The sequence below is a fragment of the Edaphobacter sp. FHG110511_03 genome (assembly GCF_059115365.1).
Map to the genome: position 1 here is coordinate 117,274 of NZ_JBZYWL010000008.1, position 25,000 is coordinate 142,273.

Here is a 25,000-nt window from a genome sequence, read left to right on the forward strand (position 1 = left end):
TCGAAGTGCTCAGGCTATTCAATCTTTGTCGTTGGAATCCGAATCGAAGCGCGATAGCGGTCGCCGCGATAGCGTGAGCAGGCTACCTCGATTGGAGTCTCCGCCATGGTCATGATGATCCGCGAGATCGACAGCACACTGGCCTTCTTTGGAATCGTAAGCAGCTCCGACTCTTCGTCCGTGGCAGGCACAGCTTCAATCACCTCGTCGGCCCACGCTGCCCGAACGCCATAATCTTTCCGAAGCTTGGAATAGAGCGACTGCTGCGAAAAGTCGACTCTCTCGAGACCTGGAAAAAGCTTGAGAGAGAGATGCGACTCCTCAAGAGCCATGGGAACTCCGTCCGCCAGGCGCAGTCTCCGCAGCCGCATGACCGGCTCTCCGACCTTCACCTTCAAGCCGTGCGCGAGATCTTTTGTCGCCTTGATCGCCAACTGCTCCAGCACTCGCGAGCTCGGAACCATCCCGCGCTGTTGCATGTCCCCTGTAAATCCCATCAAGTGCATGATGTTCTTTTCCAGCTTCGGCCGAGTCACGAAGGTTCCGCGCCCCTTCTGGCTGAACGCATAGCCGCCGCTCTTCAACCCGTGCAGAGCCTGGCGTGCCGTCATTCGGCTCACCTGGTATGCGCGCGCCAACTCCTCCTCTGACGCCAACGCATCTCCCTCCGACAATTCACCGGAGTGGATCTCCTCCATCAACGCCCTTTGAATCTGGAAATACAAAGGGATAAACCCGTTTTTGTCCAGGGAGCGAACAGCCGGCTTAGATTGAGGCAGAAGCTTCGGCACTCTTTCTCCTAACTCGACCCGGGCACATATCCGTCGGCATTCAACCCTGTCACCGCTTGCGTTTACGAACCGGGTCGCCCTGCCACGTCATCGGCTCTGTTCGCTTGTACCTTCTGCTGATCCTTTACTTAGCCGTCGACTCTTCAAATCAGTGAAAACGTTTGCTGAATCGCCTTTCACCCCAAATTCAACCCGTAAAAATTCAAAGAATATTTCGCTTGCAAAGATTGGTTAAGTTGTCTATACAATAGGTCAAGTTTATATCCCAAGTAAACAGACAAAAAGGCGCACAGGGATAAGTTTCACCCTCCGTGAAATTTGCGAAGATGCGGCCGAGTTCCACAGGTCCCTACGACATTTAAATTTTGGAGGTGCATCAAATGAGATTCCGTATCGCTCTCTACAGTCTCTTCACTCTTCTCGTGAGCTGTTCTATCGCCATGGGACAGACCATCACAGGTTCCGTCACCGGTACTGTCACCGATGCCAGTGGCGCCGCAGTAAACGCAGCCAAAGTCACCGCAACCAACGTCGACACAGGCGTTGAGACTCCCACGACAACGAACGCCGATGGCGTCTACGTCCTTCGCTTTCTCCAGATCGGACACTACAAGATCTCCATTGAAGCCCAGGGCTTCGGCTCTGCCGCGGTCGGTCCCTTCAGCCTCGAAGTAGGTCAGGAAGCCAAGGTGGACGTCAAGCTCAAGGTTGGCTCGATAAATGAAGAGGTTGTCGTCACCACCGCCGCCCCGATCCTGAACACGGAGAATCCGAGCACAGGAACCTCCATCACTGCGGCGCAGGCCACCGAACTCCCGCTGCAGGCACGTAATTTTTCCTCGCTCACAACCCTCGTCGCCGGCGCTGTTGCAACCACTCCTGCAAATACAAACAACGTTGGACGGCCCACCTACAACAGCGGCTTCTTCGTCAATGGCAACCGTGAGCAGACCAACAACTACACCCTCGATGGTGTCGACATCAACGACGCCATTGATAACTACATCAACTACAGTCCCAACGTAGACGCCATCGGCGAGCTCCGCATCATCAGCGGCAACGCTACCGCAGAATACGGCAACGCCAACGGCGGCCAGGTCGTCATGGTAACTAAGAGCGGAACCAATACCTTTCACGGCAATGCCTTCTGGTTCCTTCAAAACACCAACATGAACGCCAACAGCTGGACGAACAAGCACACTCCTGACAAGTCGGCCATCGGCCCCGTGCCCTCGCTGGACCGCAGCATCTTCGGCGGCACCTTCGGCGGCCCTGTTATCCGTGATCGCCTCTTCTTCTTCGTGGATTATCAGGGAGCGCGCCAGCATAACAGCAGCACCGAGTTCGACAGCGTGGCAACCGTGGCCATGCGGAATGGCTTCGCCCCAAACCTTGGGCAAACCGTTGCGGTTCTCAACCCGGTTGCGCGCTATCTCTTCGCTCATCCGGAGATCTATCCGCTCCCCAATGTCGCCACAACCGACATCACCAACAACTACGTCGGAACCAGGGCAAGTGCTACAACGAACAATCAGGGTGACATCCGGGTCGACGGTAAGCTCACGGACAAGGACAATCTCTCCGGCCGCTTTACTATCGGGCGAGAAAGTGATGGCGACAGCAAAGTCTCGATTCCAACCCGGCTCGGCACTGCCAACATCAGTCCCTATACCGGATTTTCCGTCAACTGGACCCACGTTATCTCCACACGTATTGTCAACGAGGCTCGCGCCGGATTCAGCCGTGGCCGTTTCTCCAATCTCGGCTCCGATCCTGGAGGCCAGCTGGGGCTCAATGCCAACCAAGCGCTCGGAATTCCTGGCGCACAGATCGCTCCCGGCATGACCGCGTTCAACATCAGCGGCTATACCCTCGGCAGTCCCTCCGGAGGCTCCAATCCCGCATTCGGTGGACAGGCTGTTCAGAACGATAGTCTTACCAATGCCTTTACCTATGGCGACAACCTCAGCTGGCAGCGCGGTCGCCACACCCTCAAATTCGGTGTCACCGCCATTCGCTATCAATCCAACCGCAACTATTCAGGTAACGACGGTGTACTCGGTCACTTCGACTACAACGGCACCTATACCGCAGCCCGAACGGGTATAAGTGACGCTTGGGCTGATTTCCTCCAGAATCAATCCTCTGCCTTCGGTCAAGGTTCCTACGTTACCAAGTGGGGACAGCGGCAGTGGCGCGACGCCCTCTTCTTCCAGGACGACTGGAAGGTAACGTCCGACCTCACTCTCAATCTCGGCATGCGTTGGGAATGGGACCAGGGCCTCTATGAATCCCACAACAAGGAATCGAACCTTAACATCACCACTGGGGCAATCACCATCGCTGGACAGAACGGCGCGAATCGCGCTCTCTATAACACGTTCTGGAATGGATGGATGCCACGTGTTGGATTTGCCTACTCTCCTTCAAGCCTGAATGGAAAGTTTGTCATTCGCGGCGGATACGGCATCACGAACTTCCTCGAGGGTACCGGAGCAAATCTCCGTCTTACTCTCAACCCGCCGTTCTTCAGTAATTCGTCGGGTCAGCAGAGCGGAACTAACCCGTTCTTTCAGACAGGAAACGGCTTCCCCCTACCAACTGCCACCAACATCTGGTCCGGCAATGTTCGCGCCTGGGATCCGAACCTGAGGCCCGCGCTGATACAGCAGTTCAACGTCACCACGGAAACCCAGCTCGACAACAACACCTCACTCGTCATCGCCTACCTGGGCCAGACCGGGAACCACCTCGTGGATCCACGCGAGGGCAATCAGCGGCCCTGCAAGACCTGTGCCCTGCCCATCACGACCCTTTCACAGTTAGCCCCGTTCTCGGCCAGCTCGCCGAATCCGCAGATCTCGCAAATCTCTCAGATCAGCTACACCGAGTCCCGGTCGATGATGAACTACAACGCTCTCCAGATCACCGGCCGTCGCCGTCTGAATCATGGTCTTGAGGTCCTTACAAACTACACCTGGAGCAAGAGCCTCACCAATAACCTCGGCTACTACGGAGGAACCGGTTCCTCGCAGAGTGCCTACTGGCAGGACGCCTACAACGGTAGGGGAGACTACGGCCCGGCCTTCTTTGACGCGACCCATATCTTCACCTTCGCCGGATACTACGACCTCCCCTTCGGTCGCGGTCGCCAGTTCGGTGGAAACATGAATCGCTTCGTCGATATGGTCGTAGGCGGATGGAAGGTCGGCACTGTCGCCACCCTTCACTCCGGCTTCCCCTTCACCGTCTTCTCACCAGGAAACTATGCTGTAAATCAGCGCTCGAATCGTGGTAACCGCTATCGCAAACTCGTCGTGCAGAATCGTTCGATAGACCATTGGTTCGGCACCGGTCCTTCCGCGACCCAATGCGGCGTCGATACCGACAATGGCGTCTGCGCCTACGGGCAGGAAAGCACGACAGGCTTTGGCACCGCCTCAGTTGGTTCCGAACGCTCTCCTGGATTCAAGAATGTTGACGCGAACCTGAGCAAAGGCTTCAACTTCTATCGAGAGACGAAGCTCGATTTTCGTGCCAGCTTCTATAACGTCCTAAACACGGTCAGCCTGGCGGCGCCTGCGAATGACATCTCGGCCGCCACCTTCGGTCAGATCACAAACACGCTTTCCACAGAACGGCAGATCGAGCTTGCTTTGAAACTATCCTTCTAAACGCAACACCCTAAAAAGACTTGTGCTGTAAGGAATGCCAACGCATCGGCATTCCTTACAGCATTTTTTATGATCTCTATCCGGCACTTCACAGTCCCATCTAAAGCTGGCAATCCCCATCCAACATGTCTTGCCAGTCTTCGCCACTTGACATGCCTGATAACCTCAAGGAAGCGGAAAACGAACCCGGCAATGCCGGGTTTTCTCATTTAAGCTCGGGATCCCCTGACACGAAGTCCGGACTCATGTCACCTGTTTTGAAGACTTTGCATACTTTAGTATGGGGGGAGGGGTACATCATGACCGAGAGCTCTGCCACACCGTCCACCGACACCGGATTCGACCTCGTCGCCGTTCAATCCGCCCTCCGTGAAAATAAATTTGACGGCTGGCTCTTCTACGACCACCACTACCGAGACCCTCTGGCCTACCGCATCCTGGGTCTCGGCGAAGGCCTGCACGTGACCCGGCGATGGTTCTACTTCATCCCCGCGAACGGCGAACCGAAGAAGCTGGTCCACCGGATCGAGTCAGGACGACTAGACACACTGCCGGGAGCGAAAGCGGTGTACTCCTCCTGGCAGGAACTGGAATCGCAGGTCGGAAACCTGACCTCCGGAGCAACGAAGATCGCGATGCAGTACTCTCCGCGCAACGCAATCATGTATGTCTCGATGGTGGACGCGGGCACTGTGGAGATGGTGCGTGGCCTGGGCAAGGAGGTCGTCAGCTCTGCCGACCTGGTGAGCCGGTTCGAAGCGGTCCTGAACGACGATCAGATTGCAACGCACTACGTCGCGCAGCAGAAGATCGACGCCGTGCTCGCGGCGGGATGGCAGGAGATCGGCCGCAGAGTACGGGCCGGAGGAACGCATGAGTTCGCCATGGTGGAGTTCCTCTCCGAGGCGATGAGCCGCGAAGGCTTGGTATGGGATCATGGGCCGAATGTGAGTGCGGGCGCGAACTCGGCCGACTCCCACTATGAGCCCACGGCAGCCAATTCAAAGCCGATTCGGAAAGGCGACTTCGTGCTGATCGACATCTGGGGCAAGCTCAATCGCCCGGATGCCTGCTACTACGACATTACCTGGACCGGTGTCGTGGATCGAGAGCCGACACCCCGCGAGCAATTGGTCTTCGAGACGGTTCGCGATGCCCGGGATGCTGCGGTGAAGGTTGTAAAAGAAGCCTTCACGACCCAGACTCCCATTGCCGGGTGGAAGGCGGATGACGCGGCCCGAGAGGTCATTGCGCAAGCCGGATTCAAGGAATGGTTTACACACAGAACCGGACACAATATCGGGGTAGAGCTGCATGGCAATGGAGCGAACCTCGACAATCTGGAGACGCATGACGAGAGGCTGATCCTGCCGAAGACGTGTTTTTCCGTCGAGCCTGGAGTGTATTTTCCCGGTGAGTTCGGTGTGCGGAGCGAAGTGGATATGATTGCTCTGCCGGGAAGCGCCGAGGTGACCGGTAAGGTGCAGATGGAGCTGGTGCGGATCTAAAAGCTGCGGTATGTACCTGTTCCCTGCTGGTATGATTAGACGAGATGACGACGAACGTTCAGGCGCCGGTCCGAGCCGCGCAGAAGACAACGACTCTTCCGCCAGCGCTCATTTTGATCGCAGGCTGGCTGATTCCGGGCGCGGGACATTTTCTGCTGAAGAAGTGGATCCGTGGATTGCTGCTGTTTATCTCGATCGTGGCTATGTTCGGGATCGGTCTGGCATTGAAGGGTAAGATCTACGGTCCCAACACGGCCGAGCTACTGGATATGCTGAACTTTGCCGGCGACCTCGGAGCAGGCCTGCTCTATGTACTTGCGCGAGTCTTTGACCTCGGCCACGCCGCGGTGCAGATCGCGATTGCCGATTACGGAACGAAGTTCATCGTAGTGGCCGGCCTGCTGAATGTGATTGCAGCAGTCGATGCCCACTCACTGGCTACAGGGAGGAAGGCATCGTGACCATCTCCCACTTTGGAGCCGTGCTGCTCTTCTCACTGTTTACGTCAGTTGTCTTTGGAATTACGCAGCGGTCGGATCCGAAGAGAATGATCCGGTTCGGAGCATTCTGCTTTGCGCTGTTTGTCGGCGGGACGATCGCGGCAAGCTGGCTGATGTGGCTGATCAAGCACTAGAGTCAAGAAAACGAAGCGGAGAGAGCGCACCTGCATGGTGCGCTTTTTTCGTGCGATGGTCTACGCGGCGATGTATTTCTGTGCGGAGACTCGCGACCCTGAATGCGCGGAGATCAGGCCAAATCAAAAGGCGCATCCGAATTTCGGATGCGCCTTTTGATTTGCTTGAGATTGAGGCTTAGGACTCCTGGCCTTCTTCGCCGGCCGGAGGATTCTGCTCCTCGAGCTGCTTCTGGAGTTCTTCGCGCTTCTTGGTGCGGGCATCAGCACGCTTCTGCGCCTTCTCATTGAGTTCCTGCTCGGCGCCGAGCAGCTCGATGAAGGCCATCTCGGCGGCATCGCCCTTGCGGGCTCCTGTGCGGGTGATACGCGCGTAACCACCGTTGCGCGCTCCGTAGCGAGGAGCAACGGTAGCGAAGAGGCGGTCGACCGACTCGGGGGTCATCAGATAGGCGGCAGCCTGGCGGCGGGCATGAACATCGCCGCGCTTGCCGAGGGTGATCATGCGCTCGACCAGCGGCTTCGAAGCCTTGGCTTTGGTGATGGTCGTCTCAATGCGATCCATCAGAATGATGGAGGTGACGAGGTTGCGCAGGGTAGCGCGACGGTGACTGGTATTACGTCCTAATTTAAATCCTGCATTGCGGTGGCGCATGATGATCTCCTTCGGTTTGAGCTTGAGCCCAGAACCGGAATTGCTCTGTGGTGCGTTTGGGATGGGAGCAGGTAATGGTTCCCTGCCCCCTCCAGTTGCGGTTTAGAAGTTCTCTGTCTCAGCGGGGATGTGGAGGTCTTCGTCCTCATCCTCGTCTTCGTCATCGTCGTCGAAGTGGCCGAAGCTGGCGGCGAGTGTGGCGGCCGGCAGAACGGAGGTCGGTCCGGGCTGCGGGTTGCCGTTCTCGTCGATCTTCATGCCGAGCGACAGGCCCATCTGCGCGAGGATCTCTTTGATCTCGTTCAGGGACTTGCGGCCGAAGTTCTTCGTCTTCAGCATCTCGGCCTCGGTCTTCTGAATCAGCTCACCGATGGTCGCGATGTTAGCGTTCTTGAGGCAGTTGTAGCTGCGGACCGAGAGCTCAAGCTCCTCGACGGAGCGATTGAGGTTCTCGTTGCGAATTGCTGGGCCGTCATGGGTGCTATCGTGACCAGCCTCCATCTCTTCTTCGAAGTTGATGAAGATGGTCATGTGGTCTTTGAGCAGCTTGGCCGAGAGACCCAGCGCATCGGCGGGCGATACGGTGCCGTTGGTCCAGATCTCGAGCGTGAGCTTGTCGTAGTCGGTGATCTGACCGAGACGAGCGGCTTCGACGAGGTAGTTGACCTTGCGGACGGGCGAATGAACGCTGTCGACCGGGATGAAACCGAGGCCAAGGTCAGCATCGAAGTTCTTGTCGGCCGAGATATAGCCGCGGCCGCGCTTGAGGCGCATCTCCATGTCGATCTTGCCGCCCTCGGAGATGGTGCAGATGTAGACGTCCTTGTCGAGGATCTCGACATCGCCGTCTGCTTCGATGGAGCCAGAGGTAACGACACCTGCTGCATCCGAGCGAAGGTAGAGAGCCTTGGGGCCTTCTCCGTTCAGCTTGAATGGGATCTGCTTGAGGTTGAGGATGATGTCGGTCGCGTCCTCAACGACGCCAGCGATGGACTGGAACTCGTGCAGCACGCCCTCGATGCGAACCGCGGTGACAGCCGCGCCCTCGATGGACGAGAGCAGGGTGCGGCGAAGGGCGTTGCCGACGGTGGTACCGAATCCACGCTCAAAGGGCTGAGCGCTGAACTTGCCGTACTTTTCGGTGAGAGACTCGCTGTCGACTGCGAGACGCTTGGGCTTTTGGAATCCTCTCCAAAGCATGTGTTTTCTCCTTTCCGTCCTAGCCGCGAAGCATTCTGCGGTCTGGCGGGTGATGCGGTTGCGTATTCGGTTGTGGTGTTCGCTGCAGCCGTCAGGACACAGCGTTTGCCGCCGGTCTCCACACTTGCGTGAGAGACCGGCAGCGAAGCTTGATTACTTGCTGTAAAGTTCGACGATCAGCTGCTCGTTGACCGGCAGGTTGACGTCCTCGCGCTTCGGCAAAGAGAGAATCTTACCCGAGAGGTTGTCGCGATTGATGTCGATCCAGGTCACAGAACGCTGACCGCTGGCGAAATTCTTCGCCTCCTCGAGCAAGGTGATGGACTTCGAACCTTCGCGGATCGCGATCTCGTCGCCGACCTTGCACTGGAAGGACGGGATGTTGACCTTGCGGCCGTTGACCTGAACGTGACCGTGGCGGACGAGCTGGCGAGCCTGACGACGGCTCTGCGCGAAGCCAAGACGGTAGGCTACGTTGTCCAGACGAGTCTCAAGCTGCTGCAGCAGGAGCTCGCCGGTAACGCCGGTCCGGTTCGAGGCCTTCTCGTAGTAAGCGCGGAACTGGGTCTCAAGTGTGAAGTAGATGCGCTTGGCTTTCTGCTTTTCACGCAGCTGCAGACCGTAGCCGACAACCTTCTTCTGCTTCTTGGACTGGCCATGCTGGCCGGGGGGGAAGTTGCGCTTCTCAACGGGGCATTTCTCGGTGAAGCACTTGGCTCCCTTGAGGAAGAGTTTGGTACCGTCGCGGCGGCAAAGGCGGCAGACGGGTCCGGTGTAACGTGCCATGACTTTCTATCTCCTGACTTCGGGTGTCGATCGTTTTACGCGCTGGCTGCGCTTCGTCACGATCCTGTTAGTAATTTCCGCGGGAGCGCTGAGGCTCCCGCGGACAATTGAAAGTAGTTATACGCGGCGGCGCTTCGGAGGACGGCAGCCGTTGTGCGGGATCGGCGTAACGTCACGGATCGAGCGAACCTCGATGCCTGCCGAGGCGAGCGCACGGATCGCCGACTCACGGCCCGAACCGGGACCTGAGACGCGGACATCCACCGAACGCAGACCGTGCTCGCGAGCAGCATTAGCGGCACCAACGGCAGCCTGCTGCGCGGCGAACGGGGTTCCCTTGCGGGAGCCACGGAAGCCGAGCGAGCCGGAGCTCTTCCAGCTGAGCGTGTTGCCCGTCTGGTCGGTGATGGTGACGATGGTGTTGTTGAACGAAGCCTGGATAAAGACCAGACCGAATGGAACGTTCTTCCGTTCACGCTTCTTGAACTTCTTACCCTTGCCGGACTTGGCGCCGGCTGTCTTCTGCTGAGTCTTCGCCATGGCTTATTTCGTCGCTTTCTTCTTACCAGCGACGGTGCCCTTGCGAGGACCTTTGCGGGTACGAGCGTTGGTGTGGGTGCGCTGGCCGCGAACTGGGAGCGAGCGGCGGTGACGAAGGCCACGGTAAGACTGGATTTCGATGAGGCGCTTGATGTTGAGCGAGACATCCTTGCGGAGGTCGCCTTCAATCTGACCTTCCTGCTCGATGACGTGACGGATACGGTTCAGCTGATCCTCGTCGAGCGTAGCGATCTTGGCAAACGGATCGACATCCGCCTTTGCCAGGATCTTCGCTGCGCGCGAGTCGCCAATACCGAAGATATAGGTGAGTCCGATGCGTACCTGCTTATTGTTCGGTACGTCGACTCCAGCAATACGTGCCATTGGGGTCCTTATCGTTGGGCTCCGGAGGCTTCGCCACGGAGCGGGTTGACGGTCTCGGCGGTATTCGCGGGGTTCATCGCACGCCTTGACTTCGGCGAACTAGCCCTGCGAGGCCGACGGAGAGGCGAACAAAGTTCGCCCGGTTAGCTATCCCTGACGCTGCTTGTGCTTGGCGTTCTCGCAGATGACGCGAACCACGCCGCGGCGGTGGATCACCTTGCACTTGTCACAGATCTTTTTGACTGACGCACGAACCTTCATTACTTCTCCTAAAACAGCTGTTGGCTTCTAGCGCCTAGTTTTGTCTAGAGGCTATCGCCGCAAGCCTGATTACCTGGGTTTGCTGCTCCATCCGACTAAAGCTAAAAGCTCAAGCCGAAATCTCTCCGTCTACTTGTAGCGGTAGACGATTCGTCCGCGGTTGAGATCATACGGGCTGAGCTCAATCGCGACACGGTCGCCGGGGAGGATGCGGATGAAGTTCTTACGCATGCGTCCTGAGACGTGCGCCAAGGCCTGGTGCTTGTTCTCAAGCTCGACCCGGAACATCGCGTTCGGCAGAGTCTCAACGACTACCGCCATTACCTCAATTGCATCTTCCTTCGACAAACGATCTCCTTCAGGAGAGTTCTTTCGACTCTCTCCACAAACTGTTCTGGATGCCTGGGGCCCATACATGTTCCCGCGAGTGGAAATGGGGATCCATGGACGCGCGGCGTACCGCACACAGCATCTCTTATAGTACCGCAACTTCGGACCTTTTCCTAATCCCAGGCCGATTTCTTCCCCCTTTTCTAGGGGGATGTTTTAGCGCGTCAAGACCAGGGGGCCGTCCCTGGTGAGGGCAACAGTGTGCTCAAAATGGGCACTATAGCTGCCGTCTACCGTAACTGCGGTCCAACCGTCCTTTAGGACCTTGACCTCAGGAGCGCCCGCGTTGATCATCGGCTCGATGGCCAGGACCATCCCAGCTTTGAGCCGGAGGCCTTTGCCGCGAGTTCCAAAGTTCGGGACCTGGGGATCTTCGTGCATGCTGCGGCCGATACCGTGGCCGACGAATTCACGAACGACCCCGAAGCCTTCGGCTTCGCAGATCTCCTGCACGGTAGCGGAGATATCGAAAAGCCGTCCACCTACCTGGCACTGCTCGATTGCGGCTTCAAGGGAGGCTTTGGTTACATCGAGGAGCTTCAGGATCTTCGGCTCGGGCTCGCCAATGGCGTAGGTAACGGCGGCATCGGAGTAATAGCCGTCGATAATGACTCCGCAATCAATTGAGAGAACGTCGCCATCCTTCAGGATGCGCTTAGCATTCGGCATGCCATGGACTACTTCGTCATTGATGGAGGTGCAGAGCGCGGAGGGATAGCCATGATACCCCTTGAAGGCGGCCTGGCCGCCCAGCTCGGCGATCTTCGCAACGGCGATCTGCTCGAGATCCATGGTGGACGCTCCCGCAACGACATGGGGAGCGATCGCATCGTGAACCTTGCGAAGGGCGATGCCGGAGATCCGCATCTTTTCGATCTCCTGCGGAGTTTTGATCATGATGGCCATGGTTTAAAGATTCGCCTGAGAGCTAAACGTTCCGGCGGGAAATTGCTGGCGCAGCTCTTTTAAAGCCGACTCGATGGCGGCGGTCACGTGCTCGACTGACTGGCTACCATCCACCTCACGGAAACGGCCCTGTCGGCTATAGTGCTCGATGACAGGCGCAGTCAGGGAGTTGTAAGCCTTCATACGCTCGGTAAAGGCAGCCTCAGTGTCGTCGGAACGATGCTGCAGGGGCCTGCCATCGATATCACAGATGCCTTCCTGTTTCGGCGGCTTTGAGTAAATGTTGTAGATATGCTTGCAGGCAGAACAGATCCGGCGGCCGGTGATGCGGCGGAGAAGCTCCTGCTCCTCGACGCGGATGCTGATTGCGATGAGAGGATCTCCGGCTTCCACAGCAGAGGCGAGGTGACGATCAAGCCATTCTGCCTGTCCCAGGGTTCGCGGATAACCATCCAGAACATAGCCTCGCTTGACGTCGGGCTGGGCGAGTCTCGTTCCCACCATATCGTTCACCATCTGGTCAGGAACAAGCTGGCCCTGGTCCATAAGACCTTTGGCGGCCTTGCCGAGATCGGTCCCGCGCCCGATATTGTCGCGAAGGATATCACCGGTGGAGATCTGCGGAATGCCGAAGTCTGCCATCAGGCGCTGGGCCTGGGTTCCCTTTCCGACGCCTGGCGCTCCCAGAAGAAGGACCGGCCCGGGCAGGAAAGTTGAGGCTGCCGGGGCCGGTGTATGTGCTGCAGATTCAGAGGTCAAAGCTTCCAATTCCCTACCAGCTCTTGCGTCCGCGGATACGGCCACTCTTGGGAGTGAAGCCGTCATAGTGGCGCATGATAAGTTGCGATTCGATCTGCTGAACCGTGTCCATGGCGACACCAACGACGATCAGAAGACTGGTTCCGCCGAAGTAGAAGGTCACGCCCAGACCGTTGGTCATCCAGGTTGGCAGCCTGTCGAAGACGGGACCGATCAGCCAGAGATGATTGAAGTGGATTCCGCTGATAATCATCTGCGGAATCATGACGATGATGATCAGGTAGACTGCGCCCACCAAGGTGATGCGAGTCAGTACATCGTTGACGAAATCGGCCGTACGCTTACCAGGACGGATGCCGGGGATGAAGCCGCCATACTTCCGCATGTTGTCGGCGATGTCGTCCGGGCGGAAGACGATGGAGATATAAAAATAGGCGAAGAAGACGATCGCCACCATGAAAACAAGCTCATAAAACGGCTCGCCCGGTTGAATGTACTGGAAGATAGGGCCAAGCAGCTTGGTATCGCGCAGCGGAGCACTTCCGAAGAAGCTCATCCCAGCAAAGAGCAGCGGAGCCGAGAGGATCGAGCTGGCGAAGATGACCGGCATAACGCCACCGGAGTTGACCTTGAGCGGAAGATGCGTGGACTGCCCACCCATCATGCGGCGGCCAACGATCCGCTTCGCATATTGAACCGGGATTCGACGTTCAGACTTTTCCACGTAGACGATGAAGGCAACGACCGCGATCATGCCGACAATGAGGATAGCGACCGCTACGGGAGTGAAGGCTCCCCATGCGCTGGTCTGGACCTTGTCATACAGTTCGGCAACGCCCTTGGGAACACCGACCACAATTCCAGCGAAGATCAGCAGAGACATACCATTGCCGATACCACGCTCAGTGATCTGCTCGCCGAGCCACATGATAAACGCGGTTCCTGCGGTAAGCGTGAGCACGCAGAGAGGAATGAAAGCGCCGCGCGGAATCGTGACCATCGACGATCCGGTCGAGGTGTTCGTCAGCGTCAGCGCAATGGTGAACGATTGCACGATGCCGAGAAGTACCGTCACGTAGCGGGTCCACTGAGTAATTTTGCGGCGGCCCAGCTCACCTTCTTTCTGCAGCTTCGCCAGCGGCTCATAGATGACGGTGAGCAACTGGAAGATGATCGACGCCGTGATGTAAGGCATGATGCCGAGGGCGAAGATCGTGAGCTTTCGCAGGTTACCGCCCGAGAACAGATCGACGAGACCGAGAGCGGAGCCGGAGTTCTGGTTGAAGAACTCGGCGAGCATGGTGCCATTGATGCCCGGGGTGGGAATGTGGGATCCGAGACGATAAACAGCCAGCAGACCAAGCGTAAACAGAACACGCTTGCGGAGGTCTGGGATACGGAAGATGTTTGCGAACTTGTCGAACATCGGAGAGCGGGACCTCGAGGGTGAGACGGACGATTCGGGGTGAAACGGCGATGCGAGGGAATCTCTCCCTCGCCTGCCCTAATTCTACATGCTCGCAGCCATGGCCAATTAGCCGATGAGAACGGCTTTTCCGCCAGCTTTCTCGATCGCCTCCTGGGCGGTCTTCGAGAACTTGTGGGCATGAACGGTGACAGCTGCCTTGATCTCTCCGTTATTGAGGACCTTAATGAAGCCCTTGCGCTTACGGAGAAGACCGAGGGAGACAATCTTGTCGAGGGTGAACTCCGTCTCCGAGGATGCGGCGTTGATCTCGGCGATCCGATCAAGGCCCAAGACGGTGTACTCCGTCCGGAAGATATTGGTGAAGCCGCGCTTGGGAAGGCGGCGATGCAGCGGCATCTGGCCGCCTTCGAATCCGCGCATCAGGCTGGAACCGGAACGCGATCCCTGGCCCTTGTGACCACGAGTGGACGTCTTACCCATGCCCGAGCCCATACCGCGACCGACACGCTTCTTGTTGCTATTGGCCTTTGCGGGGGCCTTCAAATTGGAGAGATTGCGGATTGCCATGATTTCCTCGCTATAACGCCGGGAGTCTGGCTCCCGACTCGCATTTTGGGATCGGCACGAAGCCAATCAATGAATACTAATGACGCCTTCCTACTCTACGATACGGACGAGATGCGGAACCTTGGCGACCATGCCGCGGATGGACGGCGTGTCCTCGCGCTCGACGATCTGGTTCAGGCGGGTAAAGCCGAGGCCCTTGACGACGAGCTTATGCTTGACCGGCGTGGCGATCTTTGAGCGAAAGTACTGCAGCTTGATTTTGGCTTTGGTTTCGGCCATGACTAGGAGCTCCTCTTACAGTTCTTCTTCAGCTTTGCCACGCAACGCAGCGACTTCAGCCTTATTACGAAGCTGGGTGAGAGCGTCGAAGGTGGCCTTGATGACGTTGTGCGGATTCTTAGTGCCGATGGACTTGGTCAGAACGTTCTGAACGCCAGCCGAGGTCATAACGGCGCGAACCGTGCCCCCGGCGATGACACCGGTACCCTCGGGAGCGGGCTTCAGCATAACCCGGCCTGCACCGTAGTGTCCGAGTACCTGATGCGGAATCGAGGTGTCAGTGAGGTTGATCTTGAAGAGATTCTTCTTGGCGGCCTCGATGCCCTTGCGGATGGCCTGCGGAACCTCTTTGGCCTTGCCCGAACCATAGCCCACAACGCCTTCGGCCGGATCACCGATCACGACCAGCGCGGCGAAGGACATGTTCTTACCACCCTTGACGACCTTGGTGACGCGGTTGATGCTAACAACCTGGTCCTTCAGGTTGAGCCGGTTCGCGTCGATCTTTTTCTTTAGTGCCATAATTCTTATCCAGCTTTCTGGCTGCCCGGTTGCGAGCGCCGTTCGAGAAACTTAGAAAACCTAGAACTCCAGGCCCGCTTCGCGAGCCGCGTCGGCCAGAGCCTTGATGCGGCCGTGATAAAGATAACCGCCGCGATCGAAGACCACCTTCTTGATGCCCTTCTGCTGCGCGCGCTCCGCGATAAGCTTGCCGACTTCGGCAGCTGCTGCGATGTTGCCGCCAGCCTTCTTCTCTTCGCCTTTTTTGTTGAGCGTGGAAGCTGAGGCCAGGGTGACACCGGATGCATCATCGATCAGCTGCGTGTAGATGTGATCGAGCGAGCGATAGACATTGAGACGTGGACGCTCGGCGGTTCCGGACATCTTTTCACGGATTCGTGTGTGGACCCGCTTGCGGATGACGTCGCGTTTGCGAGGGTTGATCATAGTTCGTTTTCCTTCCTAACAGCGTCGCCAGAGTGCTGACGACGTTCGGTTTTAACTTCTAATCAGGGAACAGGGACCAGAGGCGGGGCTTCAGAGCTCTCTCGAATGTGCTGGATTCTTCCTGACCCAGCCTCTGGTTCCTAACTTGTGCGACTACTGATGCCAAACGCGGGGGGTGAACCTAATCCTCCCCGATTTACTTGGCGCCAGTCTTGCCAACCTTCTTCTTCAGCTTCTCGCCGGTGTAGCGAACGCCCTTATTCTTGTACGGGTCGGGCTTGCGAAGCGAACGCATGTCAGCAGCAACCTGTCCGACCTTCTGACGATCGATGCCGGAGATGGTGACGTGGGTCTGCTTGGGGTCGATAGTGACCTCAATGCCGGCAGGCAACGGAAACTCGATCGGATGGGAGTAGCCCAAGGTAAAGACCACAACCCCTTTTCCCTTCATCTCGACACGGTAACCGATGCCGACGATGTCGAGTTCCTTGGTCCAACCGGTGGTGACGCCGTGGACGGCATTGAAGACCAGCGCACGAGCGAGGCCATGAAAGGCCGCCTGCTTATCGCTTTCACGCTCGGCGACGATGGCGCCATCCTTCTGGACCAGCGAGATGCCGGCGGGAAGCAGCGCTGTGACCTTGCCCTTCGGACCCTCGACCAGAACAGTGTTGCCGTTGACCGTGTACTTTACGCCGGTGGGCATCGGAATCGGCTTCTTGCCAATACGAGACATGGTGAATTCCTTTTCTTGGCTTGCGAGTCGCGAAGCAAAACGGTTCTTCTTCGTTCCACTGCAGCCTGGCAGCATTACTGCCGGTAATGCTTAATACAAAACTTCAAATTAAAGCCTGCGAATTACCAGACTTCGCAGAGAATCTCGCCGCCTACACCTTCGCGACGAGCCTGACGGCCAGTCATGACTCCCTTGGGAGTCGTCATAATGGAGATGCCCAGACCTCCCTGAACGCGGCGGATCTCATCGCGGCCGACATAAACGCGGCAACCGGGACGCGAGACACGCTGCAAGTCACGGATCGCAGCTTCGTTATTGGTGCCATATTTCAGGTACACGCGAATGACTTTTTGACCATTCTCCTCAGTCGCCTTGAAGTTGGCGATATAGCCTTCATCCTTGAGGATGCGGGCGATCTCCGCCTTCAGCTTAGAGGCGGGAACGTCCAGCTTCTGGTGACGTGCACGGATGGAGTTGCGGATACGGGTCAGAAAATCTGCTACTGGATCGGTGAGGTTCATTCATTCTCCTTCATTCTCCGTTCGCTCGCGACAGTGGCGAGAACCAGCAAGAATGTCTTGGTGCCTGTGCTTGTTTACGTTCCAGACTTCTGCATCCTAAGCCTTGGCTTGAATGAGGTCTCTGGAGCGGGCATGCAAGCGAATTCCAAGCATGCAATGTATGGATCTAATTATATCAGGCAGAAATCTGCCTGAACCTATGTGCGGCCAGCGATTACCAGCTCGACTTCACGACGCCCGGAATCTCTCCCTTGAGAGCGAGCGAACGGAAGCAGAGACGGCAGACTCCGAACTTGCGAAGGAAGGCGCGAGGACGACCGCAGAGCTGGCAGCGATTGTGCTGACGGGACTTGAACTTCGGCTTTCTTGCGTCTTTGACGCGCTTTGCTGTAGTTGACATAACCTTTACTCTCTATCCTTCAAAAAACTGTTTACGGTGCCGCACTTTGAGACCGCGCGTTTTACGCTCCCTGACGGAAGGGCATGCCGAAACCCTTCAACAGGGCACGTGCTCCATTGTCGTCCTGGGCTGTAGTCACAATGGTAACGTTCATACCCTTGATCTTGTCGACCTTCGCATAGTCGATTTCGGCGAAGATGAGCTGATCGCGCAGGCCAAGCGTATAGTTACCGCGGCCGTCAAAGCTCTTGGACGAGACCCCACGGAAGTCGCGAACGCGAGGCAGCGCGATCGAAACCAGGCGATCGAGGAACTCGTACATCGCATCGCCGCGAAGGGTAACCATGGCGCCGATCGGCATGCCCTCGCGAACCTTAAAGGCGGCGATCGACTTCTTGGCCTTGGTGGTCACAGGCTTCTGGCCGGTGATCGAGGCAAGGTCAGCTACCAGGGGATCCATGATCTTGACATTCTGGGTCGCTTCGCCCAGGCCCATGTTGACGACGATCTTTTCCAGCTTCGGGATCGCCATCACGTTCTCGATGTTGAGCTCTTTGGCGAGAGCCGGTTTGATCTCTTTGTCGTACTTCTCTCGGAATCGTGACACTGCCATTTTATTCTTTCGCTTTCTCCACGGTTCCGGATTGGCTTGCGCCGTATACCGTTTCGTGGGGTGAACCTTTGAAGGATCGAACTACCTGTTGCGTTTTACTTCTTTTTCTCGGCGATCGCGTTTCCGCTCGCCTTCGAAACACGAACTTTCTTGTCACCCTCGATCCGTGATGCAAGACGGGTCCTATTGCCCTCGCCATCGACCAGCATCACGTTCGAGATGTGAATCGGCGACTCCTGCTCGGCGATTCCGCCCTTGATGTTGCGCTGCGGGTTCGGCTTCATGTGCTTCTTGACCATCATCACATGCTCAACCAGAACACGGTCGCGGTCGGCGATAACGCGCAGAACCCGGCCTCGCTTGCCCTTGTCTTTACCCGCGATGACCTCGACGGTATCGTTACGCTTGATCTTGATGCCTGCCATAACTGTTTGACCTCTCCTACCTCGGCGATCTGTCGGAGCCGGAATCCGCTATGTAACCGCCTAAGCGGCTTGAAACAGTTAGATAACCTCAGGTGCAAGCGAGGCGATCTTCAGAAACTTCTTCTCCCGAAGCTCGCGGGCGACGGGACCAAAGACGCGGGTTCCGACCGGCTCCATCGCATCGTTGATGACGACGGCGGCATTCTGATCGAAGCGGATATACGTTCCATCCTTGCGCCGATACTCCTTCCGCGTCCGTACGATCACAGCCTTGACGACCTTGCCCTTCTTCACGGTTCCGTCCGGGGAGGCCTCTTTGACTGCCGCAGTGACGACGTCGCCCAGGCCGGCCTTCTTGCCGAGACCGCCACCAAGGGGCAGGATCACCTGCAACTTGCGTGCGCCGGAGTTATCGGCCACGTCAAGAATTGTTCTCATCTGTACTGACATCGTTCGTCTCCTGGTGGTGCGGCCGGGGCGTTTCTTCCCCTGGCTTTGAATCCAAAATCTTCAATGCCGCGCAAAACGCGGTTACAAGTCTATTTGCTCTCGGTCGCTGAGGTCTTCTCGTCTGCCAGCTGCGCGAGCGAACTGCGACGAACGATCTCTTCGAGGGACCAGCGCTTCAGCTTGGAGAGAGGGCGTGCCTCGCGGATGCGGACAACATCACCCACACGGGCCGAATTTTGCTCGTCATGCGCGTAGAACTTCTTGTTCGACTTCATGACGCGCTTGTACTTGGGATGCGCCTTGCGCATCTCGATCTCAACGACGATCGTCTTCTGCATCTTGGTTGAGACGACCAGTCCGACCTTTTCATTACGACGGGACGGGGCCTGCTCGGCGGTTTCGGGTTTGTTTGTGGTCTCTGCCATGGCTTAATCCTTCTTTGCTTTCTTGCGAGTGCTCTTGGCCGGAGCGGCCGCAACAGCTGCGGGCTTTTCGGCGGTTTCACCGGCCAGCTGGCGCTCACGGGCGACGGTCTTGATACGGGCGATGTCCAGCTTCAGCGTCCGCATCTTTTTAACACCCTCGGTATTTCCGAGGCTCTTCTGAAAGCGGATACGGAAAAGCTGCTCGGCAGCCTTGGCCTGCTCGCCCTTGAGCTCTTCGTCACTGAGGTTGCGAATCTTATCGAGTTCCATGTGTCTCTTCCTTCAAACCGAATCTCTTACTTGGCCGCAACCGTGTTGACCACGTCGTGGCGCTGAACGAAGCTGGTCTTGAGCGGCAGCTTGTGAGCGGCGAGGCGCATTGCCTCCTTCGCCATCTCGGGATTCACGCCTTCCATCTCGAACAGAATCCTGCCCGGACGAACGACGCATACCCAATGGTCGGGAGCGCCCTTACCTTTACCCATACGGGTTTCGGCCGGCTTTTTCGTGATCGGCTTGTCCGGGAACAGCCGCAGCCAAACCTTGCCACCGCGCTTGATGAAACGCGTCATCGCGATACGGCTGGCCTCAATCTGGCGGTCAGTAATGTAACCGCACTCCATAACCTTCAGGCCGTAATCGCCGAACGAGAGATCGGAGCCGCGCCACGCCTTGCCGGTCATCCGGCCGCGCTGCTGCTTGCGATACTTCACCTTCTTAGGCATCAACATAATAAAACCCCTAGCTATTGGCTGCTAGCTTCCAGCTCTTAGCCAGACCTAGCTCAATCAAAACTTATTCCTGCAACTTGCCTGTAGTTACGACGCGAAGACACCTGCGGTCGTACCCTGATCGCGACGCTTCTTCTGTTCGTAGATATCGCCGCGATAGACCCAGGTCTTCACGCCGATGATGCCGTAAGTGGTATGTGCCTCGGCAAATCCGTAGTCGATATCAGCGCGCAGCGTGTGCAGCGGCAGACGGCCTTGGAGATACCACTCCGAACGAGCAATCTCATTTCCGTTCAAACGGCCGGATACACGAACCTTGATACCCTTGCAACCGAAGCGGAGCGCGGAGTCAACGGACTTGCGCATCGCGCGACGAAAGCTGACGCGCTTCTCCAGCTGCAGCGCGATGTTCTCGGCCACCAGCTGAGCGTCGAGCTCAGGCTTGTTCACCTCGAGAATGTCGACAAAAACCTCGCGGTTGGTCCGCTTCTGGATGTCGGCCTTGAGCTTGTCGATCTCAGCACCCTTGCGACCGATGATGATGCCCGGGCGGGCGGTGCGAATGATCAGGCGCAGCTTGTTGCCAGGGCGCTCCACCTCGACCGAGCTGACGCCAGCGGCCTTCAGCTTCTCGCGAAGCTCAGCCTTCAACTTGACGTCCTCGACCAGCAATTTGTCATAGCCGCGCTCAACAAACCAGCGTGACTTCCACGGCTTGTTTACGCCGAGGCGAAACCCATACGGATGGACTTTCTGTCCCATAGCTTCCCTTTACTCTGCGCTCCTGACCGGTTGAGCCGGCGGGCGGTAGTGCAAACCTATATTTTAACTCAAGCAGACGTCGAAAGTTCGCTTACTTGGCGGCTTTCTTGGTTGCTGTCTTCTTCGCCGCAGCCTTCTTGGCTGGAGCCTTCTTCGCTGCTGTCTTTGTTGCCGTCTTTTTGGACGTCTTCTTTGCCGGAGCTGCCGTAGTCTCTTCCGTAGCCACCGTAGACTTGTTCTTCTCGGCCACGGTCACGATGATGTGGGCGAGACGACGCTGATAGCGGAACGCGCGTCCCATCGGAGCAGGCCGAATCCGCTTCATGCGCGGGCCCTCGTTGGCCACGGCAGACTTCACATAGAGGTTATCGACATCGACATCCAACCCCTGCTCCTGCGAGAGATAGTTCGCGTTCTGGATCGCTGAGCGCAGAACCTTCTCCACTACTGGAGCGATGCGCTTGTTGTTGAAGTGGACCGTGTTGATCGCCTGCTCCACGCGGAGCCCCTTGATCAGGTCCAGAACGAGCTTCGCCTTCTGCGGGCTGGTGCGCTGAAACTTCGCCTCCGCGCGGAACTCTCTTATCTTCTCTGCTGCCTTAGCCATGACTTTCAGTCCTTAGAAACTAAACAAATACTGGTAACGTGACCGCTCTTATTTCGGCTTCGCCGCAGATTCGGTCTTGGCGGAGTGGCCCTTGAACGTGCGGGTGGCCGCAAATTCGCCGAGCTTGTGGCCAACCATATTCTCGGTCACATAGACCGGGATGAATTTGCGACCGTTGTGAACCGCAATGGTGTGACCCACGAAGTCCGGATGAATCGTCGAACGGCGTGACCAGGTACGAAGGACCTTCTTGTCGTTCGTCTGGTTCATGACGTTTATCTTCGTCATGAGGTGGTCGTCGATAAAGGGACCCTTTTTAGTAGAACGTGCCATCTCTTAGCTCCGAATTCTTATTTGCTTCTGCGGTTGACGATGAACACATCCGTCCGCTTGTTGTTACGGGTCTTGTATCCACGAGTCGGCTGGCCCCATGGTGTCACCGGATGACGGCCGCCCGAGGTCTTGCCCTCACCACCGCCGTGCGGATGGTCGACCGGGTTCATCGAGACGCCGCGGTTGGCCGGGCGGATGCCCTTCCAGCGATTACGTCCTGCCTTGCCGATCGTTACGTTCTCATGATCGGTGTTGCCAACCTGACCGATCGTCGCCATGCACTCGATGAGAACCTTGCGGGTCTCGCCGGAGGGCAGCTTCAGAAGCGCATAGTCGCCTTCCTTGGCAACCAGGTTTACCTGGGCTCCAGCCGAACGTGCCATCTGCGCGCCCTTGCCAGGACGGAGCTCGATGTTGTGCACGATCGTACCAACCGGAATGTTCTTTAGCGGTAGAGCATTTCCGACCAGGATGTCGGCCTCGGGACCGCTCATGATGGTCTGTCCTACCTTCAGACCAATGGGCTGAATGATGTAGCGCTTCTCGCCATCGGCATAGCTGACCAGCGCAATGCGGGAACTGCGGTTCGGATCGTATTCGATCGTCGTAACTGTGGCCGGGATCCCGTATTTATCGCGCTTGAAGTCAATCAAGCGTAGCTTCTTCTTGTGACCACCACCATGGTGGCGGATGGTCAGCGAACCCGACGAGTTGCGGCCGCCGGTGCGCTGTTTGACAGCGAGCAGCGGCTTGTGTGGCTTGTCCGTCGTCAGGTCATCGTTAACCAGCTTCGTCGCGAAGCGGAGGGATGGTGTAATTGGTCGAAATGATTTGATCGGCATCGTCTTCTTTGCTCCTAGCTTTTTACTTCCGAGCTAGTGTCGAAACTTCAAACTCTGTTCGAGCTGATTCATACTTTGGCGAATCAGCTGGCGGTCGGCAGGACTACAAACTGTCGAGATACTCCGGCATCTTCTCGCCCGCCTTCAGGCGGACATATGCCTTCTTCCAGTCAGGGCGGTAACCGGCGAACTTACCCCGGCGACGCTCCTTGCCCTCGACGATCGAAGTGCGAACCGCAGAGACCTTCACCTTGAAAAGGGTCTCGACAGCCTGCTTGACTTCGGTCTTGGTTGCCTTCTCGGCAACTTCAAAGACCAGGGTGTTCTGAGTCTCTTTGACGCCCATGCCCTTCTCAGTGATCAGGGGGCGGCGAATGACGGTATAAAGGGTCGGCATGTTACGCGACCTCCTTCTGGGCCTCAACGGCCTTTCTCTTCGAAACGTATTTCTTCAATGTCTCTTGCAGAGCCTCAATGGCATCCTTGGAGAAGACGGCATGCTCATAGCGAAGCAGATCATAGGGATGAACCTCGGAACTGAGCACCAGTTCAACACCAGCCAGGTTACGTGAGCCAAGATAGAGCTTCTCATCGAGCTTCTTGCTGGTCTCAACCAGGAGTGTCGTCTTGCCCGCTTCGAGCTTGTCAAGAGCCTGGCGGAAGAGCTTGGTCTTGGCTTCGGGTACCGAAAACGAGTCGACAACTGTGATCTTGCCCTCGGAGATCTTCGCCGCGATCGCCGACCGAAGTGCGCCCATCAGCTTCTTCTGCGGAAAGGCATATTCGTAGCTGCGCGGCTGAGGTCCATGGACCGTGCCACCGCCACGCCAGAGCGGAGTGCGGATCGAGCCTACGCGTGCGCGTCCAGTTCCCTTCTGCTTCCACAGCTTCTTTCCTGCGCCGGAGACAAGCTTGCGGTTCTTGGTCGCAGCCGTTCCCTGACGCAATGCGGCGCGGTAGTGCTTCACCGCCTCCCATAGAAGCGCGTCGTTGACCTCGCCGGCGAAGACGGAGTCTGCGAGCTCAAACTCGCCGACCTTCGTTCCACCGAGATTCACTACGTTGATGTTTGCCATCGTCCTTCAGTTCTCTTTCTGTGCGGCCATCGATGCGGCGCGCCCTGACTTTATTTCTCTGCTTTAGCCGGTCTGTTTTCCGAGCAGAGGGTTTGTTCATTTCAACATGCAAAACTAAAGACGTTCTGCTTGTTTTTCTTTACTTCTTCTTCGGTGCAGCTTTCTTCGAAGCCTTCAGCGGATCGAGTGTTCCCGCTCCGGCGAAGCCACGGCGCTCACGCGGCGGAGCCTTAGCCTTTGAGATCAAAACATATCCGTCACGCGGTCCAGGCACTGCTCCCTCGACCATGATCAGGTTGTCGTCGAGATCGATACCGCGGATGCGGAGATTTCGGACTGTCACCTGGTCGTGTCCCATGTGGCCCGGCATGCGCTGGCCCGGGAAGACACGCGAGGGGAACGAGGATGCTCCGATCGAACCTTGCACCTGGAACATGTGACCGTGCGACTTGGGTCCGCCGCCAAAGTTATGACGACGAATGACACCCGCAAAGCCACGGCCCTTCGAAGTTCCGATGATGTCCACGAACTTCTCGTCCGAGAAGATATCCACCAGAATACGATCGCCAGCCTTGACGCCATTCGACTCTCCGCCATCCTTCGCGGCAGCCTGCGTCTCGACCGCAACTTCCTTCAATACACGAACCGGGGGGACGTTCGATTTCGCGAAGTGGCCGGTCATGGCCTTGTTCACCTTCGAAGCCTTGACGAAGTCCACATAGCCGATCTGAGCGGCATCGTAGCCGTCCTTGGCCATCGTCTTGAGCTGCGTAATCACGCATGGGCCAGCCTTCAGTACGGTGACCGGGTGAACATCGCCCTTCTCATCGAACATCTGGGTCATGCCGACTTTCTTGCCGAGAATTCCTGATACGGACATCTTCTTTTCCTTTCCTCATCATGCTGGCGTACATGCTCAGCACTGCCGGGTTGATACTGCGAAAAATAACGAAGGCTTTTACCTTTTGAGTAAGGCCCTTACTTCTGCACCGTCTTGATCTCAACATCGACGCCGGCCGGAAGATCCAGCTTCATCAACGCGTCCACAGTCTGCTGGGTCGGCTCGAGAATATCGATCAGGCGCTTGTGCGTACGAATCTCGAAGGCCTCGCGCGACTTCTTGTCGACGTGGGGCGAACGCAGAACGCAATACTTGTTCTTCATCGTCGGCAGCGGAATGGGCCCTGCAACCTGCGCGCCTGTGCGCTTCGCTGTCTCGACGATCTCTCCTGTGGATGTGTCGAGTACGCGGTAGTCATAAGCCTTCAAGCGAATTCTGATTCTCTGTCCTGCCATCGTCTTTTCTCTTTTCTTTGCGCAAAGAACTTGCTTGAGTCGCCGCCGGCTTCCCGCCGGCGGCGCTTTGGT

36 protein-coding genes are annotated in these 25,000 nt (G+C 57.2%); 4 read left to right on the forward strand and 32 right to left on the reverse strand.

The window, feature by feature from the left end:
* Positions 1 to 14: 14 nt before the first annotated feature.
* On the reverse strand, positions 15 to 791 hold the full coding sequence (locus AC5S26_RS25870) for a GntR family transcriptional regulator (protein ID WP_494187849.1): 777 nt from the start codon (positions 789 to 791) through the stop codon (positions 15 to 17).
* Between the two features lie 380 nt (positions 792 to 1,171).
* Here AC5S26_RS25870 and AC5S26_RS25875 point away from each other — a divergent pair, with 380 nt between their 5' ends.
* From AC5S26_RS25875 to AC5S26_RS25890, 4 genes are all read left to right on the forward strand, one after another.
* Entirely contained in the window at positions 1,172 to 4,465 is a 3,294-nt protein-coding gene (locus AC5S26_RS25875; protein ID WP_494187850.1) for a TonB-dependent receptor, read from the forward strand.
* A 299-nt stretch (positions 4,466 to 4,764) separates the two neighbouring features.
* Positions 4,765 to 5,973 carry a M24 family metallopeptidase gene (locus tag AC5S26_RS25880; protein ID WP_494187851.1) on the forward strand — a complete coding sequence of 403 codons (1,209 nt, stop codon included), beginning with the start codon at positions 4,765 to 4,767 and terminating at the stop codon, positions 5,971 to 5,973.
* A 44-nt stretch (positions 5,974 to 6,017) separates the two neighbouring features.
* Positions 6,018 to 6,434: a DUF6677 family protein gene (locus tag AC5S26_RS25885; RefSeq protein WP_494187852.1), complete on the forward strand. Its 417-nt coding sequence runs from the start codon at positions 6,018 to 6,020 to the stop codon at positions 6,432 to 6,434.
* A complete protein-coding gene (locus AC5S26_RS25890) occupies positions 6,431 to 6,607 on the forward strand; it encodes a hypothetical protein (protein WP_494187853.1) in 177 nt (58 codons plus the stop codon). The genes AC5S26_RS25885 and AC5S26_RS25890 overlap by 4 nt, the downstream gene beginning before the upstream one ends.
* A gap of 178 nt (positions 6,608 to 6,785) precedes the next feature.
* On the opposite strand, the gene rplQ is transcribed toward AC5S26_RS25890, so the two are convergent.
* The 31 genes from rplQ to rpsJ form a co-directional block, all read right to left on the reverse strand.
* On the reverse strand, positions 6,786 to 7,262 hold the full coding sequence (gene rplQ / locus AC5S26_RS25895; protein WP_494187854.1) for a 50S ribosomal protein L17: 477 nt from the start codon (positions 7,260 to 7,262) through the stop codon (positions 6,786 to 6,788).
* Between the two features lie 102 nt (positions 7,263 to 7,364).
* The gene (locus tag AC5S26_RS25900; RefSeq protein ID WP_494187855.1) at positions 7,365 to 8,462 is read right to left on the reverse strand and encodes a DNA-directed RNA polymerase subunit alpha; all 1,098 of its coding nucleotides are present in this window, start codon (positions 8,460 to 8,462) and stop codon (positions 7,365 to 7,367) included.
* Between the two features lie 153 nt (positions 8,463 to 8,615).
* Positions 8,616 to 9,248, reverse strand: a complete 633-nt coding sequence (gene rpsD / locus AC5S26_RS25905) for a 30S ribosomal protein S4 (protein WP_494187856.1) — start codon at positions 9,246 to 9,248, stop codon at positions 8,616 to 8,618.
* Positions 9,249 to 9,365: 117 nt separating this feature from the next.
* Positions 9,366 to 9,788: a 30S ribosomal protein S11 gene (rpsK, locus tag AC5S26_RS25910; protein ID WP_494187857.1), complete on the reverse strand. Its 423-nt coding sequence runs from the start codon at positions 9,786 to 9,788 to the stop codon at positions 9,366 to 9,368.
* A 3-nt stretch (positions 9,789 to 9,791) separates the two neighbouring features.
* Positions 9,792 to 10,172: a 30S ribosomal protein S13 gene (rpsM, locus tag AC5S26_RS25915; protein WP_026387042.1), complete on the reverse strand. Its 381-nt coding sequence runs from the start codon at positions 10,170 to 10,172 to the stop codon at positions 9,792 to 9,794.
* 147 nt (positions 10,173 to 10,319) lie between these two features.
* Positions 10,320 to 10,433 carry a 50S ribosomal protein L36 gene (gene rpmJ / locus AC5S26_RS25920; RefSeq protein ID WP_013581269.1) on the reverse strand — a complete coding sequence of 38 codons (114 nt, stop codon included), beginning with the start codon at positions 10,431 to 10,433 and terminating at the stop codon, positions 10,320 to 10,322.
* Positions 10,434 to 10,562: 129 nt separating this feature from the next.
* On the reverse strand, positions 10,563 to 10,781 hold the full coding sequence (gene infA / locus AC5S26_RS25925) for a translation initiation factor IF-1 (RefSeq protein ID WP_130418683.1): 219 nt from the start codon (positions 10,779 to 10,781) through the stop codon (positions 10,563 to 10,565).
* Positions 10,782 to 10,979: 198 nt separating this feature from the next.
* A complete protein-coding gene (gene map / locus AC5S26_RS25930) occupies positions 10,980 to 11,729 on the reverse strand; it encodes a type I methionyl aminopeptidase (RefSeq protein ID WP_494187858.1) in 750 nt (249 codons plus the stop codon).
* Between the two features lie 3 nt (positions 11,730 to 11,732).
* Complete coding sequence (locus AC5S26_RS25935; protein WP_494187859.1) at positions 11,733 to 12,488, reverse strand: adenylate kinase; 756 nt, start codon at positions 12,486 to 12,488, stop codon at positions 11,733 to 11,735.
* Between the two features lie 13 nt (positions 12,489 to 12,501).
* Positions 12,502 to 13,914 carry a preprotein translocase subunit SecY gene (gene secY, locus AC5S26_RS25940; protein ID WP_494187860.1) on the reverse strand — a complete coding sequence of 471 codons (1,413 nt, stop codon included), beginning with the start codon at positions 13,912 to 13,914 and terminating at the stop codon, positions 12,502 to 12,504.
* 108 nt (positions 13,915 to 14,022) lie between these two features.
* Positions 14,023 to 14,484: a 50S ribosomal protein L15 gene (gene rplO, locus AC5S26_RS25945; protein ID WP_494187861.1), complete on the reverse strand. Its 462-nt coding sequence runs from the start codon at positions 14,482 to 14,484 to the stop codon at positions 14,023 to 14,025.
* 90 nt (positions 14,485 to 14,574) lie between these two features.
* Entirely contained in the window at positions 14,575 to 14,763 is a 189-nt protein-coding gene (gene rpmD / locus AC5S26_RS25950; RefSeq protein WP_494187862.1) for a 50S ribosomal protein L30, read from the reverse strand.
* Positions 14,764 to 14,778: 15 nt separating this feature from the next.
* Positions 14,779 to 15,285 (reverse strand): 30S ribosomal protein S5, encoded by a 507-nt coding sequence (gene rpsE, locus AC5S26_RS25955; RefSeq protein WP_494187863.1) that lies wholly within the window; start codon positions 15,283 to 15,285, stop codon positions 14,779 to 14,781.
* 60 nt (positions 15,286 to 15,345) lie between these two features.
* On the reverse strand, positions 15,346 to 15,711 hold the full coding sequence (rplR, locus tag AC5S26_RS25960) for a 50S ribosomal protein L18 (protein WP_494187864.1): 366 nt from the start codon (positions 15,709 to 15,711) through the stop codon (positions 15,346 to 15,348).
* 196 nt (positions 15,712 to 15,907) lie between these two features.
* Positions 15,908 to 16,447, reverse strand: coding sequence for a 50S ribosomal protein L6 (rplF, locus tag AC5S26_RS25965; RefSeq protein WP_494187865.1), 540 nt, complete (start codon positions 16,445 to 16,447; stop codon positions 15,908 to 15,910).
* A 122-nt stretch (positions 16,448 to 16,569) separates the two neighbouring features.
* Positions 16,570 to 16,968, reverse strand: a complete 399-nt coding sequence (rpsH, locus tag AC5S26_RS25970; RefSeq protein WP_494187866.1) for a 30S ribosomal protein S8 — start codon at positions 16,966 to 16,968, stop codon at positions 16,570 to 16,572.
* 214 nt (positions 16,969 to 17,182) lie between these two features.
* Positions 17,183 to 17,368, reverse strand: a complete 186-nt coding sequence (locus AC5S26_RS25975; protein ID WP_026387052.1) for a type Z 30S ribosomal protein S14 — start codon at positions 17,366 to 17,368, stop codon at positions 17,183 to 17,185.
* A 61-nt stretch (positions 17,369 to 17,429) separates the two neighbouring features.
* The gene (gene rplE, locus AC5S26_RS25980) at positions 17,430 to 17,981 is read right to left on the reverse strand and encodes a 50S ribosomal protein L5 (RefSeq protein ID WP_494187867.1); all 552 of its coding nucleotides are present in this window, start codon (positions 17,979 to 17,981) and stop codon (positions 17,430 to 17,432) included.
* Positions 17,982 to 18,076: 95 nt separating this feature from the next.
* Positions 18,077 to 18,406 (reverse strand): 50S ribosomal protein L24, encoded by a 330-nt coding sequence (gene rplX, locus AC5S26_RS25985; RefSeq protein ID WP_494187868.1) that lies wholly within the window; start codon positions 18,404 to 18,406, stop codon positions 18,077 to 18,079.
* 78 nt (positions 18,407 to 18,484) lie between these two features.
* Positions 18,485 to 18,856, reverse strand: coding sequence for a 50S ribosomal protein L14 (gene rplN / locus AC5S26_RS25990; protein WP_130418695.1), 372 nt, complete (start codon positions 18,854 to 18,856; stop codon positions 18,485 to 18,487).
* An 89-nt stretch (positions 18,857 to 18,945) separates the two neighbouring features.
* Positions 18,946 to 19,281 (reverse strand): 30S ribosomal protein S17, encoded by a 336-nt coding sequence (rpsQ, locus tag AC5S26_RS25995; RefSeq protein ID WP_494187869.1) that lies wholly within the window; start codon positions 19,279 to 19,281, stop codon positions 18,946 to 18,948.
* 3 nt (positions 19,282 to 19,284) lie between these two features.
* Positions 19,285 to 19,551 (reverse strand): 50S ribosomal protein L29, encoded by a 267-nt coding sequence (rpmC, locus tag AC5S26_RS26000; RefSeq protein ID WP_494187870.1) that lies wholly within the window; start codon positions 19,549 to 19,551, stop codon positions 19,285 to 19,287.
* 26 nt (positions 19,552 to 19,577) lie between these two features.
* The gene (gene rplP / locus AC5S26_RS26005) at positions 19,578 to 20,012 is read right to left on the reverse strand and encodes a 50S ribosomal protein L16 (protein ID WP_334270035.1); all 435 of its coding nucleotides are present in this window, start codon (positions 20,010 to 20,012) and stop codon (positions 19,578 to 19,580) included.
* 87 nt (positions 20,013 to 20,099) lie between these two features.
* On the reverse strand, positions 20,100 to 20,774 hold the full coding sequence (rpsC, locus tag AC5S26_RS26010; RefSeq protein ID WP_494187871.1) for a 30S ribosomal protein S3: 675 nt from the start codon (positions 20,772 to 20,774) through the stop codon (positions 20,100 to 20,102).
* Positions 20,775 to 20,865: 91 nt separating this feature from the next.
* On the reverse strand, positions 20,866 to 21,381 hold the full coding sequence (gene rplV / locus AC5S26_RS26015; protein ID WP_494187872.1) for a 50S ribosomal protein L22: 516 nt from the start codon (positions 21,379 to 21,381) through the stop codon (positions 20,866 to 20,868).
* Positions 21,382 to 21,429: 48 nt separating this feature from the next.
* On the reverse strand, positions 21,430 to 21,714 hold the full coding sequence (rpsS, locus tag AC5S26_RS26020) for a 30S ribosomal protein S19 (RefSeq protein ID WP_494187873.1): 285 nt from the start codon (positions 21,712 to 21,714) through the stop codon (positions 21,430 to 21,432).
* 17 nt (positions 21,715 to 21,731) lie between these two features.
* Positions 21,732 to 22,556, reverse strand: coding sequence for a 50S ribosomal protein L2 (gene rplB, locus AC5S26_RS26025; protein WP_494187874.1), 825 nt, complete (start codon positions 22,554 to 22,556; stop codon positions 21,732 to 21,734).
* Positions 22,557 to 22,659: 103 nt separating this feature from the next.
* Entirely contained in the window at positions 22,660 to 22,953 is a 294-nt protein-coding gene (locus AC5S26_RS26030; RefSeq protein ID WP_494187875.1) for a 50S ribosomal protein L23, read from the reverse strand.
* A 1-nt stretch (position 22,954) separates the two neighbouring features.
* Positions 22,955 to 23,632 (reverse strand): 50S ribosomal protein L4, encoded by a 678-nt coding sequence (gene rplD / locus AC5S26_RS26035; RefSeq protein ID WP_494187876.1) that lies wholly within the window; start codon positions 23,630 to 23,632, stop codon positions 22,955 to 22,957.
* A 139-nt stretch (positions 23,633 to 23,771) separates the two neighbouring features.
* Positions 23,772 to 24,512 (reverse strand): 50S ribosomal protein L3, encoded by a 741-nt coding sequence (gene rplC, locus AC5S26_RS26040; protein ID WP_494187877.1) that lies wholly within the window; start codon positions 24,510 to 24,512, stop codon positions 23,772 to 23,774.
* A 98-nt stretch (positions 24,513 to 24,610) separates the two neighbouring features.
* Positions 24,611 to 24,928 carry a 30S ribosomal protein S10 gene (rpsJ, locus tag AC5S26_RS26045; RefSeq protein WP_013581294.1) on the reverse strand — a complete coding sequence of 106 codons (318 nt, stop codon included), beginning with the start codon at positions 24,926 to 24,928 and terminating at the stop codon, positions 24,611 to 24,613.
* Positions 24,929 to 25,000 lie beyond the last annotated feature (72 nt).

Excerpts from the sequence above, each read along its gene's own strand:
- rplR (WP_494187864.1), bottom strand. The coding sequence starts at position 15,711 with ATGATCAACCCTCGCAAACGCGACGTCATCCGCAAGCGGGTCCACACA.
- rplF (WP_494187865.1), bottom strand. The coding sequence starts at position 16,447 with ATGTCTCGTATTGGCAAGAAGCCGATTCCGATGCCCACCGGCGTAAAG.
- rpsM (WP_026387042.1), bottom strand. The coding sequence starts at position 10,172 with ATGGCACGTATTGCTGGAGTCGACGTACCGAACAATAAGCAGGTACGC.
- AC5S26_RS26030 (WP_494187875.1), bottom strand. The coding sequence starts at position 22,953 with ATGCCGACCCTTTATACCGTCATTCGCCGCCCCCTGATCACTGAGAAG.
- rpsC (WP_494187871.1), bottom strand. The coding sequence starts at position 20,774 with ATGGGACAGAAAGTCCATCCGTATGGGTTTCGCCTCGGCGTAAACAAG.
- AC5S26_RS25975 (WP_026387052.1), bottom strand. The coding sequence starts at position 17,368 with ATGTCAACTACAGCAAAGCGCGTCAAAGACGCAAGAAAGCCGAAGTTC.
- rpsD (WP_494187856.1), bottom strand. The coding sequence starts at position 9,248 with ATGGCACGTTACACCGGACCCGTCTGCCGCCTTTGCCGCCGCGACGGT.
- rplQ (WP_494187854.1), bottom strand. The coding sequence starts at position 7,262 with ATGCGCCACCGCAATGCAGGATTTAAATTAGGACGTAATACCAGTCAC.
- rplP (WP_334270035.1), bottom strand. The coding sequence starts at position 20,012 with ATGTTGATGCCTAAGAAGGTGAAGTATCGCAAGCAGCAGCGCGGCCGG.
- rpsQ (WP_494187869.1), bottom strand. The coding sequence starts at position 19,281 with ATGGCAGAGACCACAAACAAACCCGAAACCGCCGAGCAGGCCCCGTCC.
- rplV (WP_494187872.1), bottom strand. The coding sequence starts at position 21,381 with ATGGCTAAGGCAGCAGAGAAGATAAGAGAGTTCCGCGCGGAGGCGAAG.
- rplD (WP_494187876.1), bottom strand. The coding sequence starts at position 23,632 with ATGGCAAACATCAACGTAGTGAATCTCGGTGGAACGAAGGTCGGCGAG.
- AC5S26_RS25885 (WP_494187852.1), top strand. The coding sequence starts at position 6,018 with ATGACGACGAACGTTCAGGCGCCGGTCCGAGCCGCGCAGAAGACAACG.
- rpmC (WP_494187870.1), bottom strand. The coding sequence starts at position 19,551 with ATGGAACTCGATAAGATTCGCAACCTCAGTGACGAAGAGCTCAAGGGC.
- rpsH (WP_494187866.1), bottom strand. The coding sequence starts at position 16,968 with ATGAACCTCACCGATCCAGTAGCAGATTTTCTGACCCGTATCCGCAAC.
- rplO (WP_494187861.1), bottom strand. The coding sequence starts at position 14,484 with ATGGCAATCCGCAATCTCTCCAATTTGAAGGCCCCCGCAAAGGCCAAT.
- AC5S26_RS25875 (WP_494187850.1), top strand. The coding sequence starts at position 1,172 with ATGAGATTCCGTATCGCTCTCTACAGTCTCTTCACTCTTCTCGTGAGC.
- secY (WP_494187860.1), bottom strand. The coding sequence starts at position 13,914 with ATGTTCGACAAGTTCGCAAACATCTTCCGTATCCCAGACCTCCGCAAG.
- rplC (WP_494187877.1), bottom strand. The coding sequence starts at position 24,512 with ATGTCCGTATCAGGAATTCTCGGCAAGAAAGTCGGCATGACCCAGATG.
- rplX (WP_494187868.1), bottom strand. The coding sequence starts at position 18,406 with ATGGCAGGCATCAAGATCAAGCGTAACGATACCGTCGAGGTCATCGCG.
- rpsK (WP_494187857.1), bottom strand. The coding sequence starts at position 9,788 with ATGGCGAAGACTCAGCAGAAGACAGCCGGCGCCAAGTCCGGCAAGGGT.
- rplB (WP_494187874.1), bottom strand. The coding sequence starts at position 22,556 with ATGCCGATCAAATCATTTCGACCAATTACACCATCCCTCCGCTTCGCG.
- AC5S26_RS25880 (WP_494187851.1), top strand. The coding sequence starts at position 4,765 with ATGACCGAGAGCTCTGCCACACCGTCCACCGACACCGGATTCGACCTC.
- rplN (WP_130418695.1), bottom strand. The coding sequence starts at position 18,856 with ATGTCAGTACAGATGAGAACAATTCTTGACGTGGCCGATAACTCCGGC.
- rpmD (WP_494187862.1), bottom strand. The coding sequence starts at position 14,763 with ATGGCCGAAACCAAAGCCAAAATCAAGCTGCAGTACTTTCGCTCAAAG.
- rpsS (WP_494187873.1), bottom strand. The coding sequence starts at position 21,714 with ATGGCACGTTCTACTAAAAAGGGTCCCTTTATCGACGACCACCTCATG.
- rplE (WP_494187867.1), bottom strand. The coding sequence starts at position 17,981 with ATGGCAGTGTCACGATTCCGAGAGAAGTACGACAAAGAGATCAAACCG.
- map (WP_494187858.1), bottom strand. The coding sequence starts at position 11,729 with ATGGCCATCATGATCAAAACTCCGCAGGAGATCGAAAAGATGCGGATC.
- rpmJ (WP_013581269.1), bottom strand. The coding sequence starts at position 10,433 with ATGAAGGTTCGTGCGTCAGTCAAAAAGATCTGTGACAAGTGCAAGGTG.
- rpsE (WP_494187863.1), bottom strand. The coding sequence starts at position 15,285 with ATGGCACTAAAGAAAAAGATCGACGCGAACCGGCTCAACCTGAAGGAC.
- rpsJ (WP_013581294.1), bottom strand. The coding sequence starts at position 24,928 with ATGGCAGGACAGAGAATCAGAATTCGCTTGAAGGCTTATGACTACCGC.
- AC5S26_RS25900 (WP_494187855.1), bottom strand. The coding sequence starts at position 8,462 with ATGCTTTGGAGAGGATTCCAAAAGCCCAAGCGTCTCGCAGTCGACAGC.